Source organism: Streptomyces sp. NBC_01317, from assembly GCF_035961655.1.
GTDB lineage: Bacteria > Actinomycetota > Actinomycetes > Streptomycetales > Streptomycetaceae > Streptomyces.
The window spans coordinates 4,568,082-4,590,918 of the sequence record NZ_CP108393.1; the positions used below are offsets into that span (position 1 = coordinate 4,568,082).

Genomic DNA, 22,837 nt, shown 5'->3' on the forward strand with positions numbered 1-22,837 from the left:
GTCCGATACGGGGTTATATACCCCACGTGGGTATATGGTACCCCTCCGTGAGCCTTGGGGCAGGGCCCTGTGCCGAGCGTCATGCCCTATGGGCGACACTGGGACGGATTGCCGGTTAGCCGTGGCCGGATGTTGCGCCTAGCATCACCCTGACCGAATTCCATGTAACCCGAGGATCCCAGGTGCGCTTTCGTCTGACCCCCAGGGAGACGAGCTTCTACGACATGTTCGCCGCGTCCGCGGACAACATCGTCACGGGCTCCAAGCTCCTGATGGAACTCCTCGGGGCGGATTCCTCCGCCAGAGCCGAGATCGCGGAGCGCATGAGGGCGGCGGAGCACGCGGGGGACGACGCCACCCACGCGATCTTCCACCAGCTGAACTCCTCCTTCATCACGCCCTTCGACCGCGAGGACATCTACAACCTCGCGTCCCAGCTCGACGACATCATGGACTTCATGGAGGAGGCGGTCGACCTCGTCGTCCTCTACAACATCGAGGAACTGCCCAAGGGTGTCGAGCAACAGATCGAGGTCCTGAACCGGGCCGCCGAGCTGACCGCCGAGGCGATGCCGCACCTGCGGACGATGAACAACCTCACCGAGTACTGGATCGAGGTCAACCGCCTGGAGAACCAGGCCGACCAGATCCACCGCAAACTGCTGGCCCACCTCTTCAACGGCAAGTACGACGCGATGGAGGTGCTCAAGCTCAAGCAGATCGTCGACGTGCTTGAAGAGGCCGCCGACGCGTTCGAGCACGTCGCGAACACCGTGGAGACCATCACGGTCAAGGAGTCCTGACCCACGTGGACACCTTCGCCCTGATCATGACCATCGGTGTCGCGCTCGGATTCACGTACACGAACGGTTTTCACGACTCCGCGAACGCCATCGCGACCTCGGTGTCCACCCGGGCCCTGACGCCCCGCGCCGCCCTCGCCATGGCCGCCGTGATGAACCTCGCCGGCGCGTTCCTCGGGCAGGGCATCGCCAAGACCGTCAGCGAGGGCCTGATCGCCACGCCGCACGGCGACCGGGGGATGGGCATCCTCTTCGCCGCGCTGGTCGGGGCGATCGTGTGGAACCTGGTCACCTGGTACTTCGGCCTGCCGTCCTCGTCGTCCCACGCGCTGTTCGGCGGCCTGGTGGGCGCCGCGCTCGCGGGCGGTACGGAGGTGATCTGGTCCGGGGTGCTGGAGAAGATCGTCATCCCGATGTTCGTGTCGCCCGTCGTCGGGCTGGTGGTCGGCTATCTGGTGATGGTCGCGATCATGTGGATGTTCCGCAAGTCCAACCCGCACAAGGCCAAACGCGGTTTCCGGATAGCCCAGACCGTCTCTGCGGCCGCGATGGCGCTCGGGCACGGGCTCCAGGACGCGCAGAAGACGATGGGCATCGTGGTGATGGCCCTGGTCATCGCCGATGTGGAGGGCCCCGGGGATCCGATCCCGGTGTGGGTCAAGATTGTCTGCGCGCTGATGCTGTCCCTCGGTACGTACGCGGGTGGCTGGCGCATCATGCGAACGCTGGGCCGCAAGATCATCGAGCTGGACCCGCCGCAGGGATTCGCGGCGGAGACGACCGGCGCGTCGATCATGTTCGGCTCGGCGTTTTTGTTTCACGCCCCGATCTCCACGACGCACGTGATCACGTCGGCGATCATGGGCGTCGGCGCGACGAAGCGGGTCAACGCGGTGCGGTGGGGTGTCGCGAAGAACATCATCCTGGGGTGGTTCATCACGATGCCGGCGGCGGGCCTGGTCGCCGCGGTGAGCTTCTGGATCGTCAACCTCGCATTTGGCTGAGGACGTCCAGCGACGTGAAAGGGCCCGCCCCCTGGAGGGGGGCGGGCCCTTCGTCTTGCGGTGGCACCGCCATGCAGCACCGCAGGACGCCTTATCCGAAGCGGCCCGAGATGTAGTCCTCGGTGGCCTGCACGGACGGGTTGGAGAAGATCCGCTCGGTCTCGTCTATCTCGATGAGCTTGCCGGGCTGGCCCACGGCCGCGAGGTTGAAGAACGCCGTACGGTCCGAGACGCGCGCCGCCTGCTGCATGTTGTGCGTGACTATCACGATCGTGAAGCGTTCCTTCAACTCCCCGATCAGGTCCTCGATCGCGAGCGTCGAGATCGGGTCGAGGGCCGAGCACGGCTCGTCCATCAGCAGCACCTCCGGCTCGACCGCGATCGCGCGGGCGATGCACAGCCGCTGCTGCTGGCCGCCGGAGAGGCCGGAACCGGGCTTGTTCAGGCGGTCCTTGACCTCGTTCCAGAGGTTCGCGCCCTTGAGGGACTTCTCGACGACGTCCGCCAGCTCCTTCTTGCCGTACCTGCTGTTGAGCCGCAGGCCGGCCGCGACGTTGTCGAAGATCGACATCGTAGGGAAGGGGTTGGGACGCTGGAAGACCATGCCGACGGTACGGCGCACGGCGACCGGGTCGACGTTCGACGCGTACAGGTTCTCGTCGTCCAGCAGCACCTTGCCCTCGACGCGGCCGCCGGGGGTGACCTCGTGCATGCGGTTCAGGGTGCGCAGGAAGGTGGACTTGCCGCAGCCGGACGGGCCGATGAAGGCCGTCACGGAGCGGGGCTCGACGGTCATGGAGATGTCGTCGATCGCCCGGTGGGAGCCGTAGTAGGCGGAGAGTCCGCTGACGTCGATTCGCTTGGCCATGTGGATCACTGCTTCTTTCCGAGCCGAGGCCCCGCGCGGCGGAGCCGGATGGCGGGCCTCATCGGCCGGTCTTCGGTGCCTTCCAGCGGGCGATCCCGCGAGCCACCAGGTTGAGGATCATGACAAAGGCGATCAGCACCAGCGCCGCCGCCCAGGCACGGTCGTACGACGCGTCGCTGCCGACCTTGTACTGCTCGTAGATGTAGAAGGGCAGCGACGACTGAGCGCCCTCGAACGGGTTCGAGTTGATCAGCTGGTTGCCGAAGACGAGCAGGATGATCGGGGCGGTCTCACCGGCGATACGGGCGATGGCCAGCATCACACCGGTGGTGATCCCGCCGATCGCGGTCGGCAGCACGATCTTGAGGATCACGCGCCACTTCGGTACGCCGAGCGCCAGCGCGGCCTCGCGCAGCTCGTTCGGGACGAGCTTGAGCATCTCCTCCGTGGAACGGACCACGACGGGGAGCATCAGGATCGTCAGGGCGAGCGAGCCCAGGTAGCCGGCGGGCTGGAGGCCGGCGATCAGCATGATCGACAGGATGAACAGACCGGCGACGATGGACGGGATGCCCGTCATGACGTCCACGAAGAACGTCACCGCCTTGGCCAGCGCGCCCTTGCCGTACTCCACCAGGTAGACGGCGGTCAGCAGGCCGAGCGGTACGGCGATGACCGTGGCGATCCCGACCTGTTCCAGCGTGCCGATGATGGCGTGGTAGACACCGCCGCCCTTCTCGAAGCTGGGGACCCCGGCCATGGAGTGGGTCAGGAAGTACCCGTCGAGCACCTTCACACCGCGGCTGACCGTGATCCAGAGCAGCGAGAACAGCGGGATGATGGCGAGGATGAAGCACACCCACACCACGCTGGTGGCGAGGCGGTCCTTGGCCTGGCGCTTGTTCTCGACCGACGTGGTGACGGTGTACGAGATGACCAGGAAGGCCACGACGGCGATCAGGCCCCACTGGACCTTGCTGTCGAGGCCGGCGGCGGCGCCGATGGCGACACCGATGAGGATCCCGGCGGCGGCGAAACCGGCGGGCGCCCAGCGGGGGAGCGAGCGGCCGGTGAGGCTGCCCTTGCCCTTCCGCGGCGGCACGGGGGTCGGCTTTTCCTGTACGGCTGCGTGGCTCATGCGTTGGCCCCCGAGTACTCCTTGCGGCGCGCGATGATCAGGCGGGCCGCGCCGTTGACCAGCAGGGTGAGGATGAACAGGACCAGGCCCGAGGCGATCAGGGCGTCCCGCCCCAGCTCGTTGGCCTCGTCGAACTTGGCGACGATGTTCTGGGCGAAGGTGCCACCGCCCGGGTCGAGCACGTGCAGCGAGATGAGGTAGCTCGGGGAGAGGACCGTGGCGACGGCGATGGTCTCACCGAGCGCGCGGCCGAGTCCCAGCATCGACGCGGAGATCACACCGGAGCGTCCGAACGGCAGGACCGACAGCCGGATGACCTCCCAGCGGGTGGCGCCCAGGGCGAGGGCGGCCTCCTCGTTCATTCTCGGGACCTGGAGGAAGACCTCCCGGCTGACGCTGGTCACGATCGGCAGGATCATGATCGCCAGCAGGATGCCCACGGTGAGCATGTTCCTGGCGACACCGGGCTGCGTCTGGTCGAAGACGTAGGTCCAGGCGAAGTAGTGGTCGAGCCAGAGGTTCAGCCCGTCGAGGTACGGCACGAGGAAGAGGGCGCCCCAGATGCCGTAGACGATCGAGGGGACCGCGGCGAGCAGGTCCACGACGTACGCGAGGGGCGCGGCCAGCCGGCGCGGCGCGTAGTGCGAGATGAAGAGCGCGATGCCGACGGCGATCGGGACGGCGATGACCATCGCGATGATCGAGCTGACGATCGTACCGACGAGCAGGACGGCGATGCCGAAGACCGGCGGGTTCGCCGAGGGGTTCCAGTCGAAGGTGGTGAGGAAGTTGCCCTCGTCCTTGGAGATGGCGATGACGGCGCGGAACGTGAGGAATCCCGCGATCGCCGCCATGACGACGAGCAGCAGAATGCCCGAGCCCTTCGAGAGGCCCGAGAAGATCTTGTCGCCCGCGCGGCCGGTGGAGGTGCCCGAGGGGCCCTTGACCGGCGGGGCGGGCGGGGGAACGTCTATCGGTGTGGTGGAAGCCATGTCTTTCCGGTCTGTGTGGGGGAGTCGCGGGCGCGGCTCCCCTGGCGGCGGTGCACCGGATGGGGAGGAGGTGGGCAGGTGGCCGGCCCGGAGGGGTGCGCCGGGCCGGCCACCGCCACCTGTGGAACGAGGACTACGAGAGGGAGGCGACCGTCTCGCGGACCTTGGCGTTGATCTCGGCCGGGATCGGCGCGTAGCCGGCGCCCGAGAGCAGCTTCTGGCCCTCGTCGCTCGCCGTGTAGGTCAGGAAGGCCTTGACCGCGGGGAGCGTGGCGGCCTTGTTGCCCGTGTCGCAGGCGATCTCGTACGTGACCAGGACGATCGGGTAGGCACCCTCGGCCTTGGTGGCGTAGTCGAGTTCGAGCGCCAGGTCCTTGCCGGTGCCGGCGACCTTGGCGGCGGCGATGGCCTTCGACGCGTTCTCCGAGGTGGCCTCGACGGGGGCGCTGGCGCCCGTGTCGATCTTCACCGTGGAGATGGACTGCGAGGTGGCGTACGAGAGCTCGAAGTAACCGATCGAGCCGTCGACCTGCTTGACCTGGGTGGCGACACCCGCGGAGCCGGACGCGGCCTGGCCACCGGGGGCCGGCCACTTCTTCTCGGGCTCGTACTTCCAGTCCGAGCTGGCCGTGGCGGCCAGGTACTTGCCGAGGTTCTGCGTGGTGCCGGAGTCCTCGGAGCGGTGGAACGGCTGGATCGCCTTGTTCGGGAGCTTCACGCCCGGGTTGAGCGCCTTGATGGCCGCGTCGTCCCAGTTCTTGATCTTCGTGTCGAAGATCTTGGCCAGCGTGGGGGCGTCGAGGACGAGGCTGTCCACACCCTCCAGGTGGAAGCCGATGGCGATCGGTCCGCCGACCATCGGCAGGGCGATGCCCTGGCCGCCGGTGCAGATCTTCTTGGAGTCGGTGACCTCTTCGGGCTTCAGCGGCGAGTCCGAACCGGCGAAGCCGACGGTGCCCTGGTTGAAGGCGACGATGCCCTCACCGGAGGAGGAGGACTTGTAGTTGACCTGGATGTCCGGGCAGGCGGCCATGAAGCCCTTGACCCAGAGGTCCACGGCGTTCTTCTGCGCGCTCGAACCGGACGCGAGCAGCTGGCCCTTGGCGTCGCCGCAGACGGCGTTCGACGCGGCGGTGGTCTTCGCCGTCGGAGTGGCGGAGCCGTCGCTGTTGTCGTCCGATCCGCACGCCGTGAGAACCAGGGCGCCGGAGACGGCGAGGGCACCGAGCGCGGTGGCGCGCAGCCCGTTCTTGCGCAAAAGCTTCACTTCGGGTGATTCCTTCCAAGAGCCGCCGGCCCGATGGTTGTGTGACGGCGGCGTGCGTCGGGGTGGTTGGTGGTGCGGCGCTGGGCCGGTCACCGTGTAAGGCCGAAAGTAGGCAGAACAGGTGAAGCCGCCGACGGGGGAGGGTGAACGGAAGGTGAACCATGGCGGGCGGCCTGGTGCGGGTGGCTTCACAGGGCGTGACGGCGTGCCCCCCGTACCCTCAGGAGACGGCTGGGACGGCCGTTCCGTACGCGCCCCCGCGCGCCCCTCAGATGAAGGCGTTCAGCAGCGCGTCCACCAGCAGCCGGTCCCGTGGCTGGGTCAGCCGCCCCCGGGCCGCCGCGGGGCTGAGCCAGAGGATGCGGTCGACCTCGTCGTTCGGCGCGAAAGCGCCCCCGGTGGCCTCGGCCGCCCAGTAGTCGACGCGCTTGGGGCGCCCGTTCACCAGGTAGCTGACCGTGCCGAGCCGCTCCCCGGGCGCGCAGTGGTGGCCCGTCTCCTCCAGGACCTCGCGCCGGGCCGCCGTCAGGGGCTCCTCGGCGTGCTTGAGCTTGCCCTTGGGGTGGGACCAGTCGTCGTACTTGGGGCGGTGGACCAGGCAGATCTCCGTACCGCCGTCGCCGTACGACGCCCGGCGCCAGAGCACACAGCCCGCCGCGCGGATGAGGTCGTGCCGGCCGCCGTCGCTGCTCATACCGCTGCCCCCGCTCCCTGCCACACCTGCTGGAAGGCGAAACGCGAGGCCTCGACCTCGTGGCGCTGGTCGGCGTGCAGGACGCCGAGGGCGTACGCCGTCGCGGGGGCGATACGGGGCGTGCGCGCCGCGTTCGCCGCTGCCGCCGCCGCCTCCGCCGCGTCGCGGTGCCGGTCCAGGGTCCGGCCGGCCGCGGCCAGCACCGGATCGGGGGCGCCGGCCGCGCACCACACCTCCTGGGCGTACCGGTGCAGCCGCAGCAGCTGGCGCACCTGGTGCCAGGGCGCGTCCTGCGCCTCGCCCTCGGACGCCGTCGCCAGCCCGTGCACCAGCGCCTCCGCGTTGTACGGGTGCGCCGCGCGCGCCAGCGGCAGCGCGGACACCGCGTCCAGCAGCTGCCGCTCGGTGACCTCGCCGGGCCCCGCGAGCACCTCGACGGCCGGGGCGGCGGCGAGCGGCGCGAGCGGCGCCTCGGACGCCAGGACGGCCACGGCGTCGGCCACCGCGTGGAAGCGCGAGGAGCCGAGCGCCTGGAGCGCCGCCGAGTGGGACCGGGTCCGCGCGAGCGTCAGCTGGCGCTCCAGCAGGGCGCCCGCGCGGGACGCCCCTACGGTGAGCGGCCCGGCCGCGCGGGCGGCGGGAACGGGGTCCGCGGTCCGTACGGCGGGCACGGCGGCCGCGCCCGAGAGCCGCCCCAGCGCCGTGAGGAGCCGGTGCAGCCGGGCCGTGCACGCGTGCTCCTGGGCGAGCGTGCCGGACAGCCAGGCCAGCTCCGTCCGCAGCTGGTCGGCCCAGGCCGGGTCGAGCAGCGGCCGGAACGTGTGCAGGCTGCCGCCGATCCGCCGGGCGGAACCGCGCAGCGCCGCCGCCGCCTGTTCGGCGGCGGCGGTGTCCGAGCCGCTCTCGCTGTAGAGCCGCAGACTGCGCAGGAAATCACCCGCCCGGGTGTGGAGGTACCCGGCCAGGATCTCGCCCGCCGTCAGCCGGTCCGCGGCCCGGTCCGTGCCCCGTCCGGGGCTCAGGGCCGTGCCGGGCACGGTGTCGACTTCATGGTGCTGCACGCCGGCGCCTCCGGGCGTCTATGAGCATTTCCTGTACGTGCCGCAACGGCTGGCCCTCGGCGTCCGTGGCGTGCCGGGTCCAGTTGCCGTCCGCGCCCAGGTGCCAGGAGGAGGTGGTGTCGGACATTCCGGTCTCCAGCAGCCGGGTGATGGACGCGCGGTGGGCCGGGTCGGTGACCCGTACCAGCGCTTCGATACGGCGGTCGAGGTTGCGGTGCATCATGTCCGCGCTGCCGAGCCAGACCTCGGGCTCGCCCCCGTTGCCGAAGGCGAAGACGCGGGAGTGCTCCAGGAACCGGCCCAGGATCGAGCGGACCCGGATGTTCTCGGAGAGCCCGGGGACGCCGGGGCGGATGGCACAGATGCCCCGCACCCAGACGTCGACCGGGACCCCGGCCTGGGACGCCCGGTAGCAGGCGTCGATGATCGCTTCGTCGACCAGCGAGTTGACCTTGATACGGACGTAGGCGGGGCGGCCGGCGCGGTGGTGCGCGGCCTCCTTGTTGATCCGGGTGACCAGCCCGTCGCGCAGGGACTTCGGGGCGACCAGCAGCCGCCGGTAGGTCTCCCTGCGGGAGTAGCCGGACAGCCGGTTGAAGAGGTCGGAGAGGTCCGCGCCGACCTGCGGGTCGGCCGTGAGCAGGCCGAGGTCCTCGTACAGCCGGGCCGTCTTCGGGTGGTAGTTGCCCGTGCCGACGTGGCTGTAGCGGCGCAGGGTCTCGCCCTCCTGGCGTACCACCAGGGAGAGCTTGCAGTGCGTCTTGAGCCCGACCAGGCCGTACACGACGTGGCAGCCGGCCTCTTCGAGCTTGCGCGCCCACTTGATGTTGGCCTGCTCGTCGAAGCGGGCCTTGATCTCGACGAGGACGAGGACCTGCTTGCCCGATTCGGCCGCGTCGATCAGGGCGTCGACTATCGGGGAGTCGCCGGAGGTCCGGTAGAGCGTCTGCTTGATGGCGAGGACGTCGGGGTCGGCCGCGGCCTGCTCCAGGAAGGCCTGGACGGACGTCGAGAACGAGTCGTACGGGTGGTGCAGCAGGACGTCGCGCTCGCGCAGGGCGGCGAAGATGTCCGGCGCGGACGCGGACTCCACCTCGGCGAGGTCGCGGTGCGTGCCCGCGATGAACTTGGGGAACTTGAGCTCGGGCCGGTCCAGCGCCGAGATCCCGAAGAGCGCGGTCAGGTCCAGCGGTCCGGGCAGCGGGTAGACCTCGGAGTCCTGCACCTTCAGCTCACGGACGAGCAGGTCCATGACGTACGGGTCGATGGACTCCTCGACCTCCAGGCGCACCGGCGGCCCGAAGCGGCGCCGCATCAGCTCCTTCTCCAGCGCCTTGAGGAGGTTCTCGGCGTCGTCCTCCTCGACCTCCAGGTCCTCGTTGCGCGTGACCCGGAACATGTGGTGCGCCAGCACCTCCATCCCGGGGAACAGCTCCTCCAGGTGGGCGGCGATCACGTCCTCCAGCGGCACGTACCGCGAGGGCGAGGCCTCCAGGAAGCGGGCCAGCAGCGGCGGCACCTTGACCCGGGCGAAGTGGCGGTGGCCGCTGACCGGGTTCCGTACGACCACGGCCAGGTTCAGCGACAGTCCTGAGATGTACGGGAAGGGGTGGGCCGGGTCCACGGCGAGCGGCGTGAGGACCGGGAAGATCTGCTGGCGGAAGAGCGTGAAGAGGCGCGCCTGCTCCTTCTCGGTCAGCTCGGGCCAGCGGATGACGTGGATGCCCTCGTCGGCGAGGGCCGGGGCTATGTCCTGCTGGTAGCAGGCGGCGTGCCGGGCCATCAGCTCGCGGGAGCGGGTCCAGATCAGGTCGAGCACTTCGCGCGGCTGGAGGCCGGACGCGGAGCGGGTGGCGACGCCGGTGGCGATGCGCCGTTTCAGCCCGGCGACCCTCACCATGAAGAACTCGTCCAGGTTCGACGCGAAAATGGCGAGGAAATTAGCCCGTTCGAGGAGCGGGGTCGCCGGATCCTCGGCGAGCTCCAGGACCCGTTCGTTGAAGGCCAGCCAGCTGCGCTCACGGTCGAGGAACCGGCCCTGGGGGAGTTCCGCGCCGTCGTGATCGCTGTCTTCCTCGTACGCGTCGAGATCCGCGTCGAGATCGGGCTCCAGATCGGACACGTTGGCGGCGACGGTGTGGGGCCGGTGGGCGGCTAGGAAGCCGACCGACGGCTGGTGGTGCTGGACCGGGACCTCGGGCTGCTCGCTCATGTCCCCATTCTTCCGCGCGGAAGGGGTGACGGGCGCGTCGGAGAGCGCGGGGGCGAGGCGGAACCTGCCGTTCGGCGTGGGGGGCACAGCGGGCTGCATTGGGAGAGCGTCGCAAGCACGTCTGAATGGGCGGTAACGGCGACATGACGTGCAGGGAAGCGGGACAGGGCTCCCCGGGGGCGGCGGGCGCTCCCCGGGGAGCGTTTTCCGGTGCTCTCCGGTGCTCTCCGGTGCTCTCTGGTGCTCCTGGGGCGGGTGTGGTCAGGCGCCGGTCAGGCGTGGAGGCGGCGCAGGACGCGGAACGCCAGGAAGGCGGCCACCGCCGCGACGGCGAGGACGATTCCGGTTTCTACCAGCTGGAGGGGCCAGAGGTGGGAAGCGGGGTGGTAATCGACGAAGTTGACGGCGCCTTCCGGCCGCTCCTCGCACGGGGAGACCCGCCGGCCGTAGCTGAAGCACTCCTCCCGGGTGATCCGCTCACCGGACGCCGTGATGACGCCCTCCCGCACCACCCAGTCGTCGGCCGCCCGCCGGATGGGGGTGGTGTCGGTGAGGACCGGCCACAGGTAGGGGCGCAGCCATTCGTGGAGGACCAGCACGACCGTGCCGACGGCGAGCGCGGTGGCGGACATCGCGACGACGGTCCGCCGTACCAGCAGCCCGATGACGGCGCCGAGCGCGACGGCCAGTACGGCGTACGCGAGGGCGGCGGGACCGACGCCGATGTCGCGGTACGAGCTGTACCAGAAGTCCCCGTAGTGGTCGTCGGGACCGGTCGCCACGGCCCAGCGGTGGAGACCCAGGAGTACGGAGACGCCGGCCACCGTGCACGCCAGCGGTACGGCCAGCTTCGAGACGAGCCACCGGGTGGGGGTGACGGACTGGCTCCAGGCCAGTTTGTACGTGCCCGACTCCAGCTCCCGGGCGATCACCGGGCCCGCGACGAAGGCGCCGACGACCCCGGGCAGGACGAGCAGGAACATCCGCAGGTAGGTGAGCCAGCGCTGGAAGACGAGTTCCGCGTCCAGGTACGTACGGACCGTGTCGTCGCACCGGATCGATCTGATGTCGACCGGGCAGCCGGTGGCCGCGAAGGCATCGGCGACGCTCGCGGCGTGGAGCCGCTGGTAGAGCAGCCAGGCGACGGCCAGGACCAGGAGTCCCGCCCCCGCCCACAGGGCCCGGCGGTGCAGTCGGGCCGCGACCCACAGGGGACCGCGCGGTGCGAGCGTACTCACGCCGCCACCTCCGTACGGATCGGTGCTTCCGCGCTCGGGGTCAGCAGGGCCGGCGCCTGAGGGGAGCGCAGGTGGGCGAGGAGCAGCTCCTCCAGGGACGGGACGTGGGTGTCCCACGCGGTGTCCACGGGGCCGTCCGGCCTGATCAGGGCGGTGAGGCCGCGTCCTGTCGTGCGGGACTCGACCACGGTGTGCGGGGCCAGGTCCCGGGCGGGGCCCGTGACCATGGTGTGCGCGTTCAGGATGTCCTCGATCTCGCCGCCGAGCCGGATCCGGCCGCCGTCGACCAGCAGCAGGTAGTCGCAGGCGTCCTCCAGCTCCGTGAGGATGTGGGAGGAGATCAGCACGGTCGTGCCGTGGGTCGCCGCGCTGCCCAGCAGCGCGCCCATCAGCTGGTGGCGGGCGAGCGGGTCGAGATCGGCCATCGGCTCGTCCAGGAGCAGCAGGTCGGGGCGTTTGCCCAGGGCGAGCGCGAGGGCGACCCGGGTGCGCTGGCCGCCGGAGAGGGTACGGACACGCAGACCGTGGTCCAGGCCGCCGCTCTCGACGATCCGCTCGGCGGCTTCCTGGTCCCAGCGCTCCGGGTTGAGCTCCCGGCCCAGGCGCAGGCTCTGGCCGATGGTCAGCTGCGGGTAGAGGGGTTTGTCCTGGGCGACGTACGCGAGGCGCGGGCGGGCGGTCGCCGGGTCGGTGCCGAGGACGCGGAGCCCGCCCTCGGTGGGGGCGAGCAGTCCGGCCGCCGCGGCGAGGAGCGTGGACTTTCCGGCGCCGTTGGGGCCGACGAGGGCGCAGACGCGGCCGGCGGGGAGCCGGAAGGAACAGCCCCGCAGCGCCCAGTGCCGTTTGCCGCGCCTCCCGAACCGTCCGTACGCCTTGCCGAGGTCCGCGACCTCTAGCGCTGTCACTGTCATGCGTCGTCCCCCTGGGTGTTCTCGTGTGCTTTCTGTGCGGTACGGGTGTCGTCCTGAGCGCCACCGCCCGCCGGGAAGGTCGTGTCCAGTACGGCGGTGACCAGCGCGGTCACGTCCTCCCTGTCCAGGCCCTCGACCCGGGCCCGGTCCGCCCACGCGGCCAGCTCCGCCCGCAGGGCGCTGTCGGCGCTGCCGCGGCCGAGGGTGCCCCGGACGAAGGTGCCGAGGCCGCGCCGCCCTTCGGCCAGCCCTTCGCGTTCCAGCTCGCGGTAGGCCTTGAGCACGGTGTTCGGATTGACGGCGGTGGCCTCCACCACCTCGCGGGCGGTGGGCAGTTTGTCGCCCGGTTCCAACAGGCCCAGGCGCAGGGCCTGTTTGGTCTGCTGGACGATCTGGAGGTACGTGGCCACCCCGCTCCTCCGGTCGATGCGGTACTCGATCACCGCGAAACACCCTTTCACTAAGGAAGTGGTGAAAGTGTCGCGCGAAAGAGGGGACGGTGTCAATCACCGTCCCCTCAAGAGCCGTTCAGGAGCCCGCGCGGCCCGGACCCCGTCCGGTCAGGATTCCGTGCGGTACATCAGGTCCACCTCGTGCGTGACGAAGCCCAGCCGCTCGTACACCGTCACCGCCGCCGTGTTGTCCGCGTCCACGTACAGCATCGCCGTCGGCAGCCCCGCCGCCGCGAGGTGCCGCAGGCCGATCGCGGTCAGCGCCTTGCCGAGGCCGCCGCCCTGAGCGTCCGGCCTGATGCCGACCACGTACACCTCACCGAGGTGCTCCTCGTCGTGCACCTTCGTCCAGTGGAAACCGACCAGTTCGCCGTCCCGCTCGGCCAGGAAGAAGCCCTCCGGGTCGAACCACGGCTCCGCCTTCCGGTCGTCCAGGTCCCGCTGCGTCAGCCCGCCCTGCTCGGGGTGGTGGGCGAAAGCGGCCGAATTCACCGCGAGCCAGGCGGAGTCGTCCTGCCCCGGCACGAACGTCCGGACGCTCACCCCGGCGGGAAAGGCCGCCTCCGGGATGTCCAGAGGCTTCAACGGCCGCCGCAGCTGGCGCAGTTCACGGAAGAGGGACAAGCCGAGCACCTGGGCCAGATGCCGGGCGGCCGACTTGCCGCCGTGCGCCCACACCCGCAGCCGCTTGCCCGACGCCGCCAGCAGCGCCGTCCCCAGCGCCCGGCCGTGCCCCCGGCCCCGGCGCTCGGGGTGGACGACCAGCTCGGCGGCCGGCGCCTCGACCGGATCGGTGTCCTCCAGCTGCGCGTACCCGGTCAGTTCGTCGCCCACGGTGAGCAGGAAGTGCCGTACGCCCTCGCGGTGTCCCCCGCGCAACTGGAGCCTGCCCTGCTCGGAGACGGCCTGTACGGCGTCCGAGGCGGCCGCCGCCGCGAGCAGGGCGAGGACATCCCCGGCCTGCTCCGGGGTGAGCGCGTCAAGGGTCTGGATCTGCCGGCCGGGCTCGCGGGCTGCTGCTTCACTCATGCGTCGAGGGTACGGCGAGGCCGCGCGACGCACCGGCACCCGCAGCCGCAACCTGCTCGTAACCCCCGAGCCCTGTCGCGCTACGCGCGTAAATCGTAGGCTGCGCCTCGCAATCACCCACAGATTTCGCATGTTGTACTCACAAGGGGAGCGATGTCAGCGACACCGCAGAAGAACCGTGCGGCCCGGCGGGTTCTCGTCGCCGCCGCCGGCCTGGCCACCGTCGGCGCGCTGGTCGCCGCGATGCCGGCCACCGCCCAGACCCATGGTCACGGAGGCGGCAACCACAGCGGGCACGGCAGCCACGGCCAGCACAAGCCGAGCACCGTGGACCTCCAACTGCTGTCCTTCAACGACCTGCACGGCAACCTGGAGCCGCCGTCGGGCTCCGCGGGCAACGTCAACGAGAAGCAGGCCGACGGTACGGTCAAGGCCGTCCCCGCGGGCGGTGTCGAGTACCTGGCGAGTTCGCTGCGCACCGCGCGCGAGGGCCACCCCTACTCCGTCACCGCCGCCGCCGGCGACCTGGTCGGCGCGAGCCCGCTGCTGTCCGGGCTCTTCCACGACGAGCCGACCATCGAGGCGCTCAACAAGATCGACCTCGACGTGACGAGCGTCGGGAACCACGAGTTCGACGAGGGCTCGGCCGAACTGGCCCGCCTCCAGAACGGCGGCTGCCACCCGACGGCCGGCTGTTACGAGAAGGGGCGCAAGTTCAAGGGCGCGGACTTCCCCTACCTCGCCGCGAACGTCACGTCGGAGAAGACCGGCAAGCCGATCCTCAAGCCGTACACCATCTGGAAGAAGAACGGCGTCAAGGTCGGCTTCATCGGGGTGACCCTGGAGGGCACGCCGAACGTCGTGACCGCCGAGGGCGTCAAGGGGCTCAAGTTCCACGACGAGATCGAGACGGTCAACAAGTACGCCAAGGAACTGGACCGGCAGGGCGTCAAGTCCATCGTCGCGCTGATCCACGAGGGCGGGCTGCCCGCCTCCTCCTCGTACAACTACGACTGCGACAGCCCGGCCGCCGGCGGCGGCCTCTCAGGACCGATCGTCGACATCGCGAAGGGCATCACGCCCAAGGTCGACGCGCTGGTCACGGGGCACACGCACAACGCGTACGTCTGCACGATCCCCGACCCGGCGGGCAAGCCGCGCCTGGTCACGTCGGCGTCGTCGTTCGGCAAGCTCTACACGGACACCACGCTCACGTACGACCGCAGGACGAACGACATCGTCCGTACGGCGGTCAAGTCGGCGAACCACGTCGTCACCCGGGACCAGCCCAAGGCCGCGGACCTGACCAAGCTCATCACGGACTGGACCACGCTGGCCGGACCGGTCGCGGGCACCCCGCAGGGCTACATCTCCGCGGACATCAACGGCCGTGGCGCCACGACGCCGGAGTCGCCCCTCGGTGACGTCATCGCGGACGCGCAGCTCGCCGGGATGGCGGCGCCCGAGAAGGGCGGCGCCCAGCTCGCCCTCATGAACCCGGGCGGTATCCGCGGCGACCTGGTGTACAAGGCGTCCGGCTCGGAGGGCGACGGGGTGGTGACGTACGGGGAGGCCTTCACGGTCCAGCCGTTCACCAACCTGATGAACGCCCTGGACCTGACCGGCACCCAGCTGGTCACCGCGCTCCAGCAGCAGGTCAGCGGGTCCAACGAGGCCTCGCCGAAGATCCTCCAGGTGTCGCACAACCTCACGTACACCCTCGACATGACGAAGACGGGCGCGGCCCGGGTCGTCACCGACTCGATACGGCTGAACGGCGCGCCGATCGACCCGGCGAAGACCTACCGCGTCGCGATGAACGAGTTCCTGGGCGGCGGCGGCGACGGCTTCGCGGCGCTCGGCCAGGGCACGAACAAGCTGGTCGGCCCGGCCGACCTGGACCTGCTCAACGCGTACCTCACGGCGAACTCGACGGCGACGGCCCCGCTGGCCCCGCCGGCGGCGAACCGCATCACCGTCATCAGGTAGCAACACCCGCACAAGGAAGGGGCGGTGGCCGGAAGACGGCCCACCGCCCCTTTTGCGTGTCATGACGTGCGCTTGACACGCCCTTGGGTATGCATGGCCGGAATTCACCATGATTCTGTGTGCAGTTCGTGAAGGTGAATCCCACGGCAGGAGTGTAATTACGTCTGCTTGAGGTCGTTTTGTCGATCCGTCATCCCCGTCTTCTGCACCGTATGACCATCTCGTGTTCGCGTCCTGCTCACATGTGTGAGCGAGTGGCGACATGATCGAGCCATTAGATCTGGGACAGGGCGCTGCCCGTTTGGTCGCGTCCATGCGCTTTTTTAGTCACGCGTCCCGTGTGACACCCAGGTGGGGGGTTCGGAGATGGCTACCGCAGCAGCGGGGTCGGACATATCTGGCAGACCGTCGGACGACGACGTTCCGCGGCGGCTGGACGCCGCGCGGGGGCTCGGGGACCGGGTCTTCCGCTGGCAGTTGACCGCGGCGGGTGTGGTGGTCCTCGCGATCATGGCGGCTGTCGGGCTGTTCCTCATGGTGAGGGCGGCGCAGGCGCTGCGCGCCACCGGCTTCTCCTTCCTGACCACGGCCCAATGGCAGCCGGACGTGCACAAGTTCGGCATCGCCGCCGTCCTGACCGGGACGCTGCTGATCGCCGCCGTGGCGGTGGTGGTGGCCGTACCGCTGGCGCTGGGAACCGCCCTGTTCATCGCCGACGTCGCGCCGGTGAGGCTCCGCAGGACCCTGATCGCGATGGTCGACCTGATGGCCGCCGTGCCGTCCGTGGTCTACGGGCTCTGGGGCCTGTTCTTCTTCCAGCAGCACGTGATCGGCCTGTCGCGCTGGCTGTCCACCTGGTTCGGCTGGATTCCGTTCTTCAAGGTGGACGGTGTGGTGGAGGGCGAGCCGCTCGCCACCGCCAGCGTCTACACCGCCTCGTCGTTCATCGCCGGCATCGTCGTCGCGCTGATGGTCGCGCCGATCATGTGCTCGGTGATGCGCGAGGTCTTCTCCCAGGCCCCCGCCGGCGAACGGGAAGGGGCGTACGCCCTCGGCTCCACCCGCTGGGGAGTGATCCGCGCCGTGGTCATCCCGTACGGCAAGGGCGGCATCATCGGCGGGACGATGCTGGGGCTCGGCCGGGCCCTCGGCGAGACCATCGCGGTCTACCTGATCATCTCCCCGGTCTTCACCATCCAGCCCCACATCCTCCAGACCGGCGCCAACTCGGTCTCCTCGCTGATCGCACTGCACTACGGAGACGCCTCCGACTTCGGGATGTCCGCGCTGATGGCGGCGGGCCTGGCGCTCTTCCTGCTCACCCTGGCGGTCAACTTCACCGCCTCTTCGATCGTCGCCCGGTCCCGTTCCGGCGCCCAGAGCGAGGGCTGACATGACCGTCCTGGAAGACACCCCGGCGGCCGTACGGACATCTCCGCCGGACCCCGGGCCCGATCCCGCGCCCGTCGCCGAGGACGTGCCCCGCCGCATCGGCGGAGTCACCCGCAACGGTGTGCTCGCCCTGTCGGGTGCGGCGGCGGCCGGGCTGTGCGTCGCGATCCTTCTCTTCGGCGAACTCGCCCCGCTCTCCGGCGCGCTGGGCTTCGCCGTCGTCGCCTACCTGGTGTTCCTCGGCGTCTACGCGGTGCTCACCGGACTGGAGGAGGACGGCCCGGCGGTGCGCGACCGGGTGATGACCGTGGTGCTGTGGTCCGCCGCGGGCCTGATGTTCCTCGCACTGGTCATGGTGGTCGGCTTCACCCTCTACCGGGGCCGCGAGGCCCTGCCCCACCTCAACTTCTTCACCCAGGACATGCAGGCGGCGGGACCGCTGGACCCGCTGACCAACGGCGGGATCGCCCACGCGATGCTCGGCACGCTCATCATGATCACCATCGCGCTCGCCATCACCGTCCCGCTCGGCCTGGCCTGCGCCGTCTACCTCAACCAGGTCACCGGCCGCTTCGCCCGCTTCGTCCGCACCATCGTCGAGGCGATGACCGCGCTGCCGTCCATCGTCGCGGGCCTGATGGTGTACGCGATCTGGATCCTCGGCCTCGGACTCCAGAAGTCCGGTCTGGCGGCCGGGTTCGCGATCAGCGTGATGATGCTGCCGATCGTCATCCGCGCGGCCGACGTCGTGCTGCGCCTGGTCCCCGGCAACCTCACCGAGGCCGCCGAGGCGCTGGGCGCGCCGCGCATGCGGACCGTGTGGCACGTCATCCTGCCGACCGCCCGCTCGGGACTGGCCACCGCGGTGATCCTGGGGACCGCGCGCGGGATCGGCGAGACCTCCCCGGTGCTCCTCACGGCCGGGTTCACCGCCGCCCTCAACGCCGATCCGACGTCGGGCCCGATGGTGTCCCTGCCCCTCGCCGTCTTCTCCTTCGTGAAGTCCCCCGAACCCACCATGATCGCGCGCGGGTTCGGCGCCGCCGCCGTCCTGATGGCCCTGGTCCTGATCCTCTTCGCGGTGGCCCGCGTCCTCGGCGGCCGGGGTCCCGGCCGGCAGACCAAGCGCCAGGCCCGCAGGACCGCCCGTGCCTCCCGCCGTGACGTCCGGCGCTTCGCGGAGGCCGCCCCCGTATCCGATTCCGCGTCCGCCCCTGCTTCCGCACCCGCATCCGCATTCGGAGTGAACGACTGATGCCCAGCCACTTCACCTCCCGCGCCTGGCTCACCCTGACAGCGGTGTTCGGCGTGCTCGTATCGGTCCTGCTGGGGCCCCTGGCACCGGCGGACGCCGCCTCGGAGAGCTACACCCCGATCGCCGGGGCCGGTTCCACCTGGGCCGAGAACGCCGTCGACGAGTGGCGGCGTGACGTCAACCAGTACGGCATGCGGATCAGCTACTCCGGTACGGGCTCCTCCGACGGCCGCCGCCAGTTCCTCAACGGCACGGTCGACTTCGCGGTCTCCGACATCCCCTTCCAGACCCACCCGACGGACGGGTCCGCCGCCGAGAACCCCGCCTCCGGCACGTACGCGTACATGCCGATCGTCGCGGGCGGCACGGTGTTCATGTACCACCTGACCATCGGCGGCAAGCGGGTCACCAACCTGCGGCTGTCCGGTGACGTGGTCACCAAGATCTTCACCCGGGCCATCTCCTACTGGGACGACCCCGTCATCGCCGCCGACAACCCCGGCATGAAACTGCCGCACCGCCAGATCGTGCCCGTCGTACGGTCCGACGGCTCGGGTTCCACCGCCCAGTTCACGCTGTGGATGGCCAACCAGCACGCCGCGCTGTGGAAGGCGTACTGCGGGAAGGTCGGCCGCTCGGGTGCCTGCGGCCAGACCTCGTACTACCCGACCGTCTCCGGCATGATCGCCCAGTCCGGCGACCTCGGGGTCGCGGGCTACGTGGCACAGGGGTACGGCGAGGGCGCGATCGGCTACGTCAACTACTCGTACGCCCTCAACGCGCACTTCCCGGTCGCCAAGGTGCTGAACCACGCCGGGTACTACACCGAGCCGACCGCCCAGAACGTGGCCGTCTCGCTCCTCCAGGCGCGCATCAACACCAACAAGAGCTCGCCGGACTACCTCACGCAGAAGCTCGAAGGCGTCTACAACGACAGCGACAAGCGCAACTACCCGCTGTCCAGCTACTCGTACATGGTCCTCCCGCTCAAGGCACAGGGGACGTTCACCGAGGCCAAGGGCAAGACACTCGGCGCCTTCTCCTACTACTTCATGTGCCAGGGGCAGCAACAGGCCGAGCAACTCGGGTACTCACCCCTGCCGATCAACCTGGTGAAGGCCGGCTTCGAGCAGATCCGCAAGATCCCGGGCGTCAAGACCCAGAGCGTCGACATCAAGAAGTGCAACAACCCGACGTTCAGCGCCGACGGCACCAACCGCCTGGCGAAGACGGCCCCGTACCCCAGCGCGTGCGACAAGAAGGGCGCCACGGCCTGCACCACCGGCAGCGGCGGCGCGAAGACCGGCTCGGGCGGCGGCAGCGGCACGGGCGGTACGGGCGGCTCCGCCGCCTCCGGCGGAGCGGCCGGCGGTGGCACGGGTGGTGCGACCGGGGGCGGCGGGGGTACGGCTTCCGGGGGCGGCGGTGCCGCGACCGGCGGTACGGGCGCCGGGGCCGGAGGCGCGGGCGGGACCGGCGGTGGCGCCGGGAAGCCGGCCGTCGACCCGGACACCGGGCAGGTGCTCGCCTCCGGGGACGGCGGAGCCGGCGGCGAGACCGCGTCGGGCGGCGCCGCCGGGGCCGTGAACCTCGCCGAACCGGTCACCGTGGCCGGCCGCGGCGGCTGGGGCGGCGCGCAGACCCTGATGCTGCTGACCGCGCTGGTCCTGCTGGGCCTGGTGCTGCTCCCCTCCGTCATCTCCCGGACACTCGCCTCCCGGAAGGGCCCGGCCTCGTGAAGACCTCAGCTCTGAGCAGCTTCGGACAGCTCCGCCGTTTCCGCCGTACCACCGTGCGCCTCGCGGCCGGGGCCCTGATCGGCGCGCTGCTCGGCGCCGTCGTCGCCCAGGCCGCCCAGCCGGCCGCCGCCGTCACGGGCTCCGCCGTGACCGTGTCCGGGCGCGGCGAGTTCAAGGACATGCGGTTCACGGTCAGCCAGACCGAGCACCTCACCAACCAGGCCGTCTCCGTGTCGTGGACCGGCGGGGAGCCCACCCGGTTCGCCGGGGCCCTGTTCAACACCGACTTCGTCCAGATCATGCAGTGCTGGGGGGACGACGACGGGACGGTCAAGAGCAACCCGGGCCCCTCCCGTACCCAGTGCCAGTACGGCGCCTCACCCACCACCAACCGCAGCGGCTGGCCCGGCAACGCCTACGACGACACCCGGGCCGTCACCTACACCGCGGAGCCCACGAACTACGGGCAGGACGACAGTTACGGCCTGGACGGCGCCAACGGCCAGGGCGAGGTGCCGTTCAAGTCCGTCGACGGCACGGTCGTCGCCACCAACACCCAGAACAACCCGCTGTTCAACTACAACACCACCAACGAGGTGGACTTCGCCCGCACCAGCTCCGACGGGAGCGGGCAGGAGTACGTCGAGGTGCAGACCGCCAACGAGGCCCCGCACCTCGGCTGCGGCGCTCCCGTCACCAAGAGCGGCGCCACCAAGCCCCGTTCCTGCTGGCTGGTGATCGTCCCGCAGGGCCACCTCGACCTCGACGGCAAGCCGTACGCCGACACCACGCAGGTCAACGCCGGATCCCCGGTGTCGTCCACGAACTGGAAGAACCGGGTCGCGATCAAGCTGGGCTTCAACTCGGTCGCCTCCAACTGCGCCCTGGGCGCCGACGAACGGCCCACCAACGGCAGCGAACTGGCCGCCGACGCCATGACGAGCTGGCAGGCGGCCCTCTGCCCCTCCGGCACCGTGTACGGCTACACCGAGATGGGTGAGCCGGACGCCCGGGGGCGGCTCTCCCGCGACGGTTCCTCCGGACTCGCCTTCACCACCCGCGCCCTCGGCGACGACCCCGGGACCACCGCGCCGGAAGGCCCCACCGCCTACGCCCCCGTCGCGCTGTCCGGCGCCGTCATCGGCTTCACCATCGAGCGCAGGGCGAAGGCGGGCGCACCGGAGTCCGCCCAGAAAGTATCGGGCACCAAGGTGCGCTCCCTCAACCTCACGCCCCGGCTGGTCGCCAAGCTGCTCACGGAGTCGTACCGCAGCTCCGTATGGGGCGCGGTCACCAGCACGTCCACCGGCGGTGGCGCGCCGGAACTCCACGCCGCCAAGGGGTACGAGTGGCTGGTGGGCAACCCGGCCGGCCTGGTGAGCGACCCCGATTTCCTCGCCCTGAACCCGGAGTTCGCCCATCTCTCCGTCGCCGAGACCCCGGCGACGGACACGGACCTGATCACCGCGCTCGGGCACTCCGACACGGCCCGGACGGTGTGGAACTGGATCGCCTCGGACAACGACGCCCGCCAGTTCCTCTCCGGCGTCCCGGACCAGTGGGGGATGCGCGTCAACCCGTACTTCAGCACCAGCGCGGACGTGAACCCCACCGGCTTCGCCTTCGACCTGGCCCGTGACGACTTCCCCAAGAGCGACCCGTGGTGCCTGGTCCCCGACGGCCTCGGCCCCGACGCCAAGCAGTGCATGACGGACTTCCACCCCTACGTGGACGACATGCACGCCGGCGCCCTGAACACCCGGCGCGCGGACACCCTGTGGAAGTCCAACTGGGACGCGCTCGCCGTACCGCCGGCCTACAAGAGCGTGGGTCCGCAGATCGTCGGCTCCCGCTTCGTCATCTCCGTGACGGACGCCGCGTCGGCCGCCCGCTACAGCCTCCAGAGCGCCCAACTGCTCAACGCGGCGGGCAAGTTCACCGCCCCCACCACGGGCGCGCTGACCGCCGCCGCGGCGAGCGCGACCGGCGACACCGTACGGGTCGTCGATCCGGCCAAGGTGACGGCGGCCGACGCGTACCCGCTCGCCCAGCTCGTGTACGGCGCGGTGCGCCCGGCCGAGCTGAAGGCGGCGGCGCGCAAGGACTACGCGGCGCTGCTGACGTACGCGGCGGGCGCCGGGCAGAGCAGCGGCACCGACCCGGGCGACCTCCCTCCGGGGTACGCGCCGCTGCCCGACGCCCTGCGGACCCAGGCCCGCGCGGCCGCCGCGGAGATCGCGGCGTGGAAGCCGTCCTCGTCCGAAGGCCCCGGCAAGGGCGCGGGCTCGGGCGGCGGCGGTGACGGTACGGGCTCCGGTACGGACACGGGCACCTCCGGCGGCGCCGGGGCGTCCGGCGGCGACGCCGACGGCGGAACCCCCGGCGGCGGGAGCGGCGCCGCTCCCGCGGGCACCACCGGCAAGGGCAGCCTCGCCCCCAGCGCGGCCCCGTCCTTCGACGGCGGCGCGGCCGTCCGTACCACCGCCAACGGCTTCACCCCGGCCGACCCCGCCAACTCCCTGCGGTACGCGGTCCCGATCGGCGCCGCCCTCGGCGCCGCTGCCGCCGCCGGAGCACCGTTCGCCGGCGGGTCCCGGATCCACCTGCCCCTGCGCCTGCCGCTCCCCGGCGGCCGGAGCGTCACCGTCCTGCCCCGCCTGGCCCTCCCTGAGCGGCTGCGCGCGGCCCTGCCCGAACGGCTGCGGCCGCACCCGCGTCCCTGACGCGTCCCACAGACCGCCGTCCGCCCCGAGAGGAAGTCGGGACGGACGGCTCGCTCCACCTTGCCAGAAA

The 22,837-nt window shown here is 70.6% G+C and carries 18 protein-coding genes; 7 read left to right on the forward strand and 11 right to left on the reverse strand.

Going from position 1 to position 22,837, the window contains the following annotated elements:
* Positions 1–182: 182 nt before the first annotated feature.
* A complete protein-coding gene (locus OG349_RS19700; RefSeq protein ID WP_327235855.1) occupies positions 183–803 on the forward strand; it encodes a DUF47 domain-containing protein in 621 nt (206 codons plus the stop codon).
* Positions 804–808: 5 nt separating this feature from the next.
* Entirely contained in the window at positions 809–1,807 is a 999-nt protein-coding gene (locus OG349_RS19705) for an inorganic phosphate transporter (protein ID WP_161309203.1), read from the forward strand.
* Between the two features lie 91 nt (positions 1,808–1,898).
* On the opposite strand, the gene pstB is transcribed toward OG349_RS19705, so the two are convergent.
* From pstB to mshD, 11 genes are all read right to left on the reverse strand, one after another.
* Positions 1,899–2,675 (reverse strand): phosphate ABC transporter ATP-binding protein PstB, encoded by a 777-nt coding sequence (pstB, locus tag OG349_RS19710; RefSeq protein ID WP_161309202.1) that lies wholly within the window; start codon positions 2,673–2,675, stop codon positions 1,899–1,901.
* 58 nt (positions 2,676–2,733) lie between these two features.
* Positions 2,734–3,813: a phosphate ABC transporter permease PstA gene (pstA, locus tag OG349_RS19715; protein WP_327235856.1), complete on the reverse strand. Its 1,080-nt coding sequence runs from the start codon at positions 3,811–3,813 to the stop codon at positions 2,734–2,736.
* Positions 3,810–4,805 carry a phosphate ABC transporter permease subunit PstC gene (gene pstC / locus OG349_RS19720; protein ID WP_327235857.1) on the reverse strand — a complete coding sequence of 332 codons (996 nt, stop codon included), beginning with the start codon at positions 4,803–4,805 and terminating at the stop codon, positions 3,810–3,812. The genes pstA (OG349_RS19715) and pstC (OG349_RS19720) overlap by 4 nt, the downstream gene beginning before the upstream one ends.
* A gap of 133 nt (positions 4,806–4,938) precedes the next feature.
* On the reverse strand, positions 4,939–6,072 hold the full coding sequence (gene pstS, locus OG349_RS19725) for a phosphate ABC transporter substrate-binding protein PstS (RefSeq protein ID WP_327235858.1): 1,134 nt from the start codon (positions 6,070–6,072) through the stop codon (positions 4,939–4,941).
* A gap of 268 nt (positions 6,073–6,340) precedes the next feature.
* Positions 6,341–6,766: an NUDIX hydrolase gene (locus OG349_RS19730; RefSeq protein WP_327235859.1), complete on the reverse strand. Its 426-nt coding sequence runs from the start codon at positions 6,764–6,766 to the stop codon at positions 6,341–6,343.
* Positions 6,763–7,788: a CHAD domain-containing protein gene (locus OG349_RS19735; RefSeq protein WP_327238630.1), complete on the reverse strand. Its 1,026-nt coding sequence runs from the start codon at positions 7,786–7,788 to the stop codon at positions 6,763–6,765. Before OG349_RS19735 ends, OG349_RS19730 begins: the two co-directional genes overlap by 4 nt.
* Positions 7,789–7,813: 25 nt before the next feature.
* On the reverse strand, positions 7,814–10,039 hold the full coding sequence (locus OG349_RS19740) for an RNA degradosome polyphosphate kinase (RefSeq protein WP_161311866.1): 2,226 nt from the start codon (positions 10,037–10,039) through the stop codon (positions 7,814–7,816).
* Between the two features lie 272 nt (positions 10,040–10,311).
* Positions 10,312–11,277 (reverse strand): ABC transporter permease, encoded by a 966-nt coding sequence (locus OG349_RS19745; protein ID WP_327235860.1) that lies wholly within the window; start codon positions 11,275–11,277, stop codon positions 10,312–10,314.
* The gene (locus OG349_RS19750; RefSeq protein ID WP_327235861.1) at positions 11,274–12,188 is read right to left on the reverse strand and encodes an ABC transporter ATP-binding protein; all 915 of its coding nucleotides are present in this window, start codon (positions 12,186–12,188) and stop codon (positions 11,274–11,276) included. The genes OG349_RS19745 and OG349_RS19750 overlap by 4 nt, the downstream gene beginning before the upstream one ends.
* Positions 12,185–12,631, reverse strand: coding sequence for a GntR family transcriptional regulator (locus OG349_RS19755; RefSeq protein ID WP_327235862.1), 447 nt, complete (start codon positions 12,629–12,631; stop codon positions 12,185–12,187). The genes OG349_RS19750 and OG349_RS19755 overlap by 4 nt, the downstream gene beginning before the upstream one ends.
* Before the next feature lie 117 nt (positions 12,632–12,748).
* Positions 12,749–13,669 carry a mycothiol synthase gene (gene mshD, locus OG349_RS19760; RefSeq protein WP_327235863.1) on the reverse strand — a complete coding sequence of 307 codons (921 nt, stop codon included), beginning with the start codon at positions 13,667–13,669 and terminating at the stop codon, positions 12,749–12,751.
* A gap of 153 nt (positions 13,670–13,822) precedes the next feature.
* On the opposite strand from mshD, the gene OG349_RS19765 reads away from it, so the two are divergent.
* The 5 genes from OG349_RS19765 to OG349_RS19785 all read left to right on the forward strand — a co-directional run bounded on the left by OG349_RS19765 (position 13,823) and on the right by OG349_RS19785 (position 22,767).
* Positions 13,823–15,658: a bifunctional metallophosphatase/5'-nucleotidase gene (locus tag OG349_RS19765; protein WP_327235864.1), complete on the forward strand. Its 1,836-nt coding sequence runs from the start codon at positions 13,823–13,825 to the stop codon at positions 15,656–15,658.
* A gap of 366 nt (positions 15,659–16,024) precedes the next feature.
* Positions 16,025–17,050 (forward strand): phosphate ABC transporter permease subunit PstC, encoded by a 1,026-nt coding sequence (pstC, locus tag OG349_RS19770; RefSeq protein WP_327235865.1) that lies wholly within the window; start codon positions 16,025–16,027, stop codon positions 17,048–17,050.
* A 1-nt stretch (position 17,051) separates the two neighbouring features.
* A complete protein-coding gene (gene pstA, locus OG349_RS19775) occupies positions 17,052–18,305 on the forward strand; it encodes a phosphate ABC transporter permease PstA (RefSeq protein WP_327235866.1) in 1,254 nt (417 codons plus the stop codon).
* Complete coding sequence (pstS, locus tag OG349_RS19780) at positions 18,305–20,044, forward strand: phosphate ABC transporter substrate-binding protein PstS (RefSeq protein ID WP_327235867.1); 1,740 nt, start codon at positions 18,305–18,307, stop codon at positions 20,042–20,044. Before pstA (OG349_RS19775) ends, pstS (OG349_RS19780) begins: the two co-directional genes overlap by 1 nt.
* Complete coding sequence (locus tag OG349_RS19785; RefSeq protein ID WP_327235868.1) at positions 20,041–22,767, forward strand: hypothetical protein; 2,727 nt, start codon at positions 20,041–20,043, stop codon at positions 22,765–22,767. The genes pstS (OG349_RS19780) and OG349_RS19785 overlap by 4 nt, the downstream gene beginning before the upstream one ends.
* Positions 22,768–22,837 lie beyond the last annotated feature (70 nt).

Bases quoted from the DNA above. Each gene is read 5' to 3' on its own strand.
- pstA (WP_327235856.1), bottom strand. From the start codon at position 3,813: ATGAGCCACGCAGCCGTACAGGAAAAGCCGACCCCCGTGCCGCCGCGG.
- pstC (WP_327235857.1), bottom strand. From the start codon at position 4,805: ATGGCTTCCACCACACCGATAGACGTTCCCCCGCCCGCCCCGCCGGTC.
- OG349_RS19750 (WP_327235861.1), bottom strand. From the start codon at position 12,188: ATGACAGTGACAGCGCTAGAGGTCGCGGACCTCGGCAAGGCGTACGGA.
- OG349_RS19730 (WP_327235859.1), bottom strand. From the start codon at position 6,766: ATGAGCAGCGACGGCGGCCGGCACGACCTCATCCGCGCGGCGGGCTGT.
- pstS (WP_327235867.1), top strand. From the start codon at position 18,305: ATGCCCAGCCACTTCACCTCCCGCGCCTGGCTCACCCTGACAGCGGTG.
- OG349_RS19765 (WP_327235864.1), top strand. From the start codon at position 13,823: ATGTCAGCGACACCGCAGAAGAACCGTGCGGCCCGGCGGGTTCTCGTC.
- OG349_RS19740 (WP_161311866.1), bottom strand. From the start codon at position 10,039: ATGAGCGAGCAGCCCGAGGTCCCGGTCCAGCACCACCAGCCGTCGGTC.
- pstB (WP_161309202.1), bottom strand. From the start codon at position 2,675: ATGGCCAAGCGAATCGACGTCAGCGGACTCTCCGCCTACTACGGCTCC.
- pstC (WP_327235865.1), top strand. From the start codon at position 16,025: ATGGCTACCGCAGCAGCGGGGTCGGACATATCTGGCAGACCGTCGGAC.
- mshD (WP_327235863.1), bottom strand. From the start codon at position 13,669: ATGAGTGAAGCAGCAGCCCGCGAGCCCGGCCGGCAGATCCAGACCCTT.
- pstA (WP_327235866.1), top strand. From the start codon at position 17,052: ATGACCGTCCTGGAAGACACCCCGGCGGCCGTACGGACATCTCCGCCG.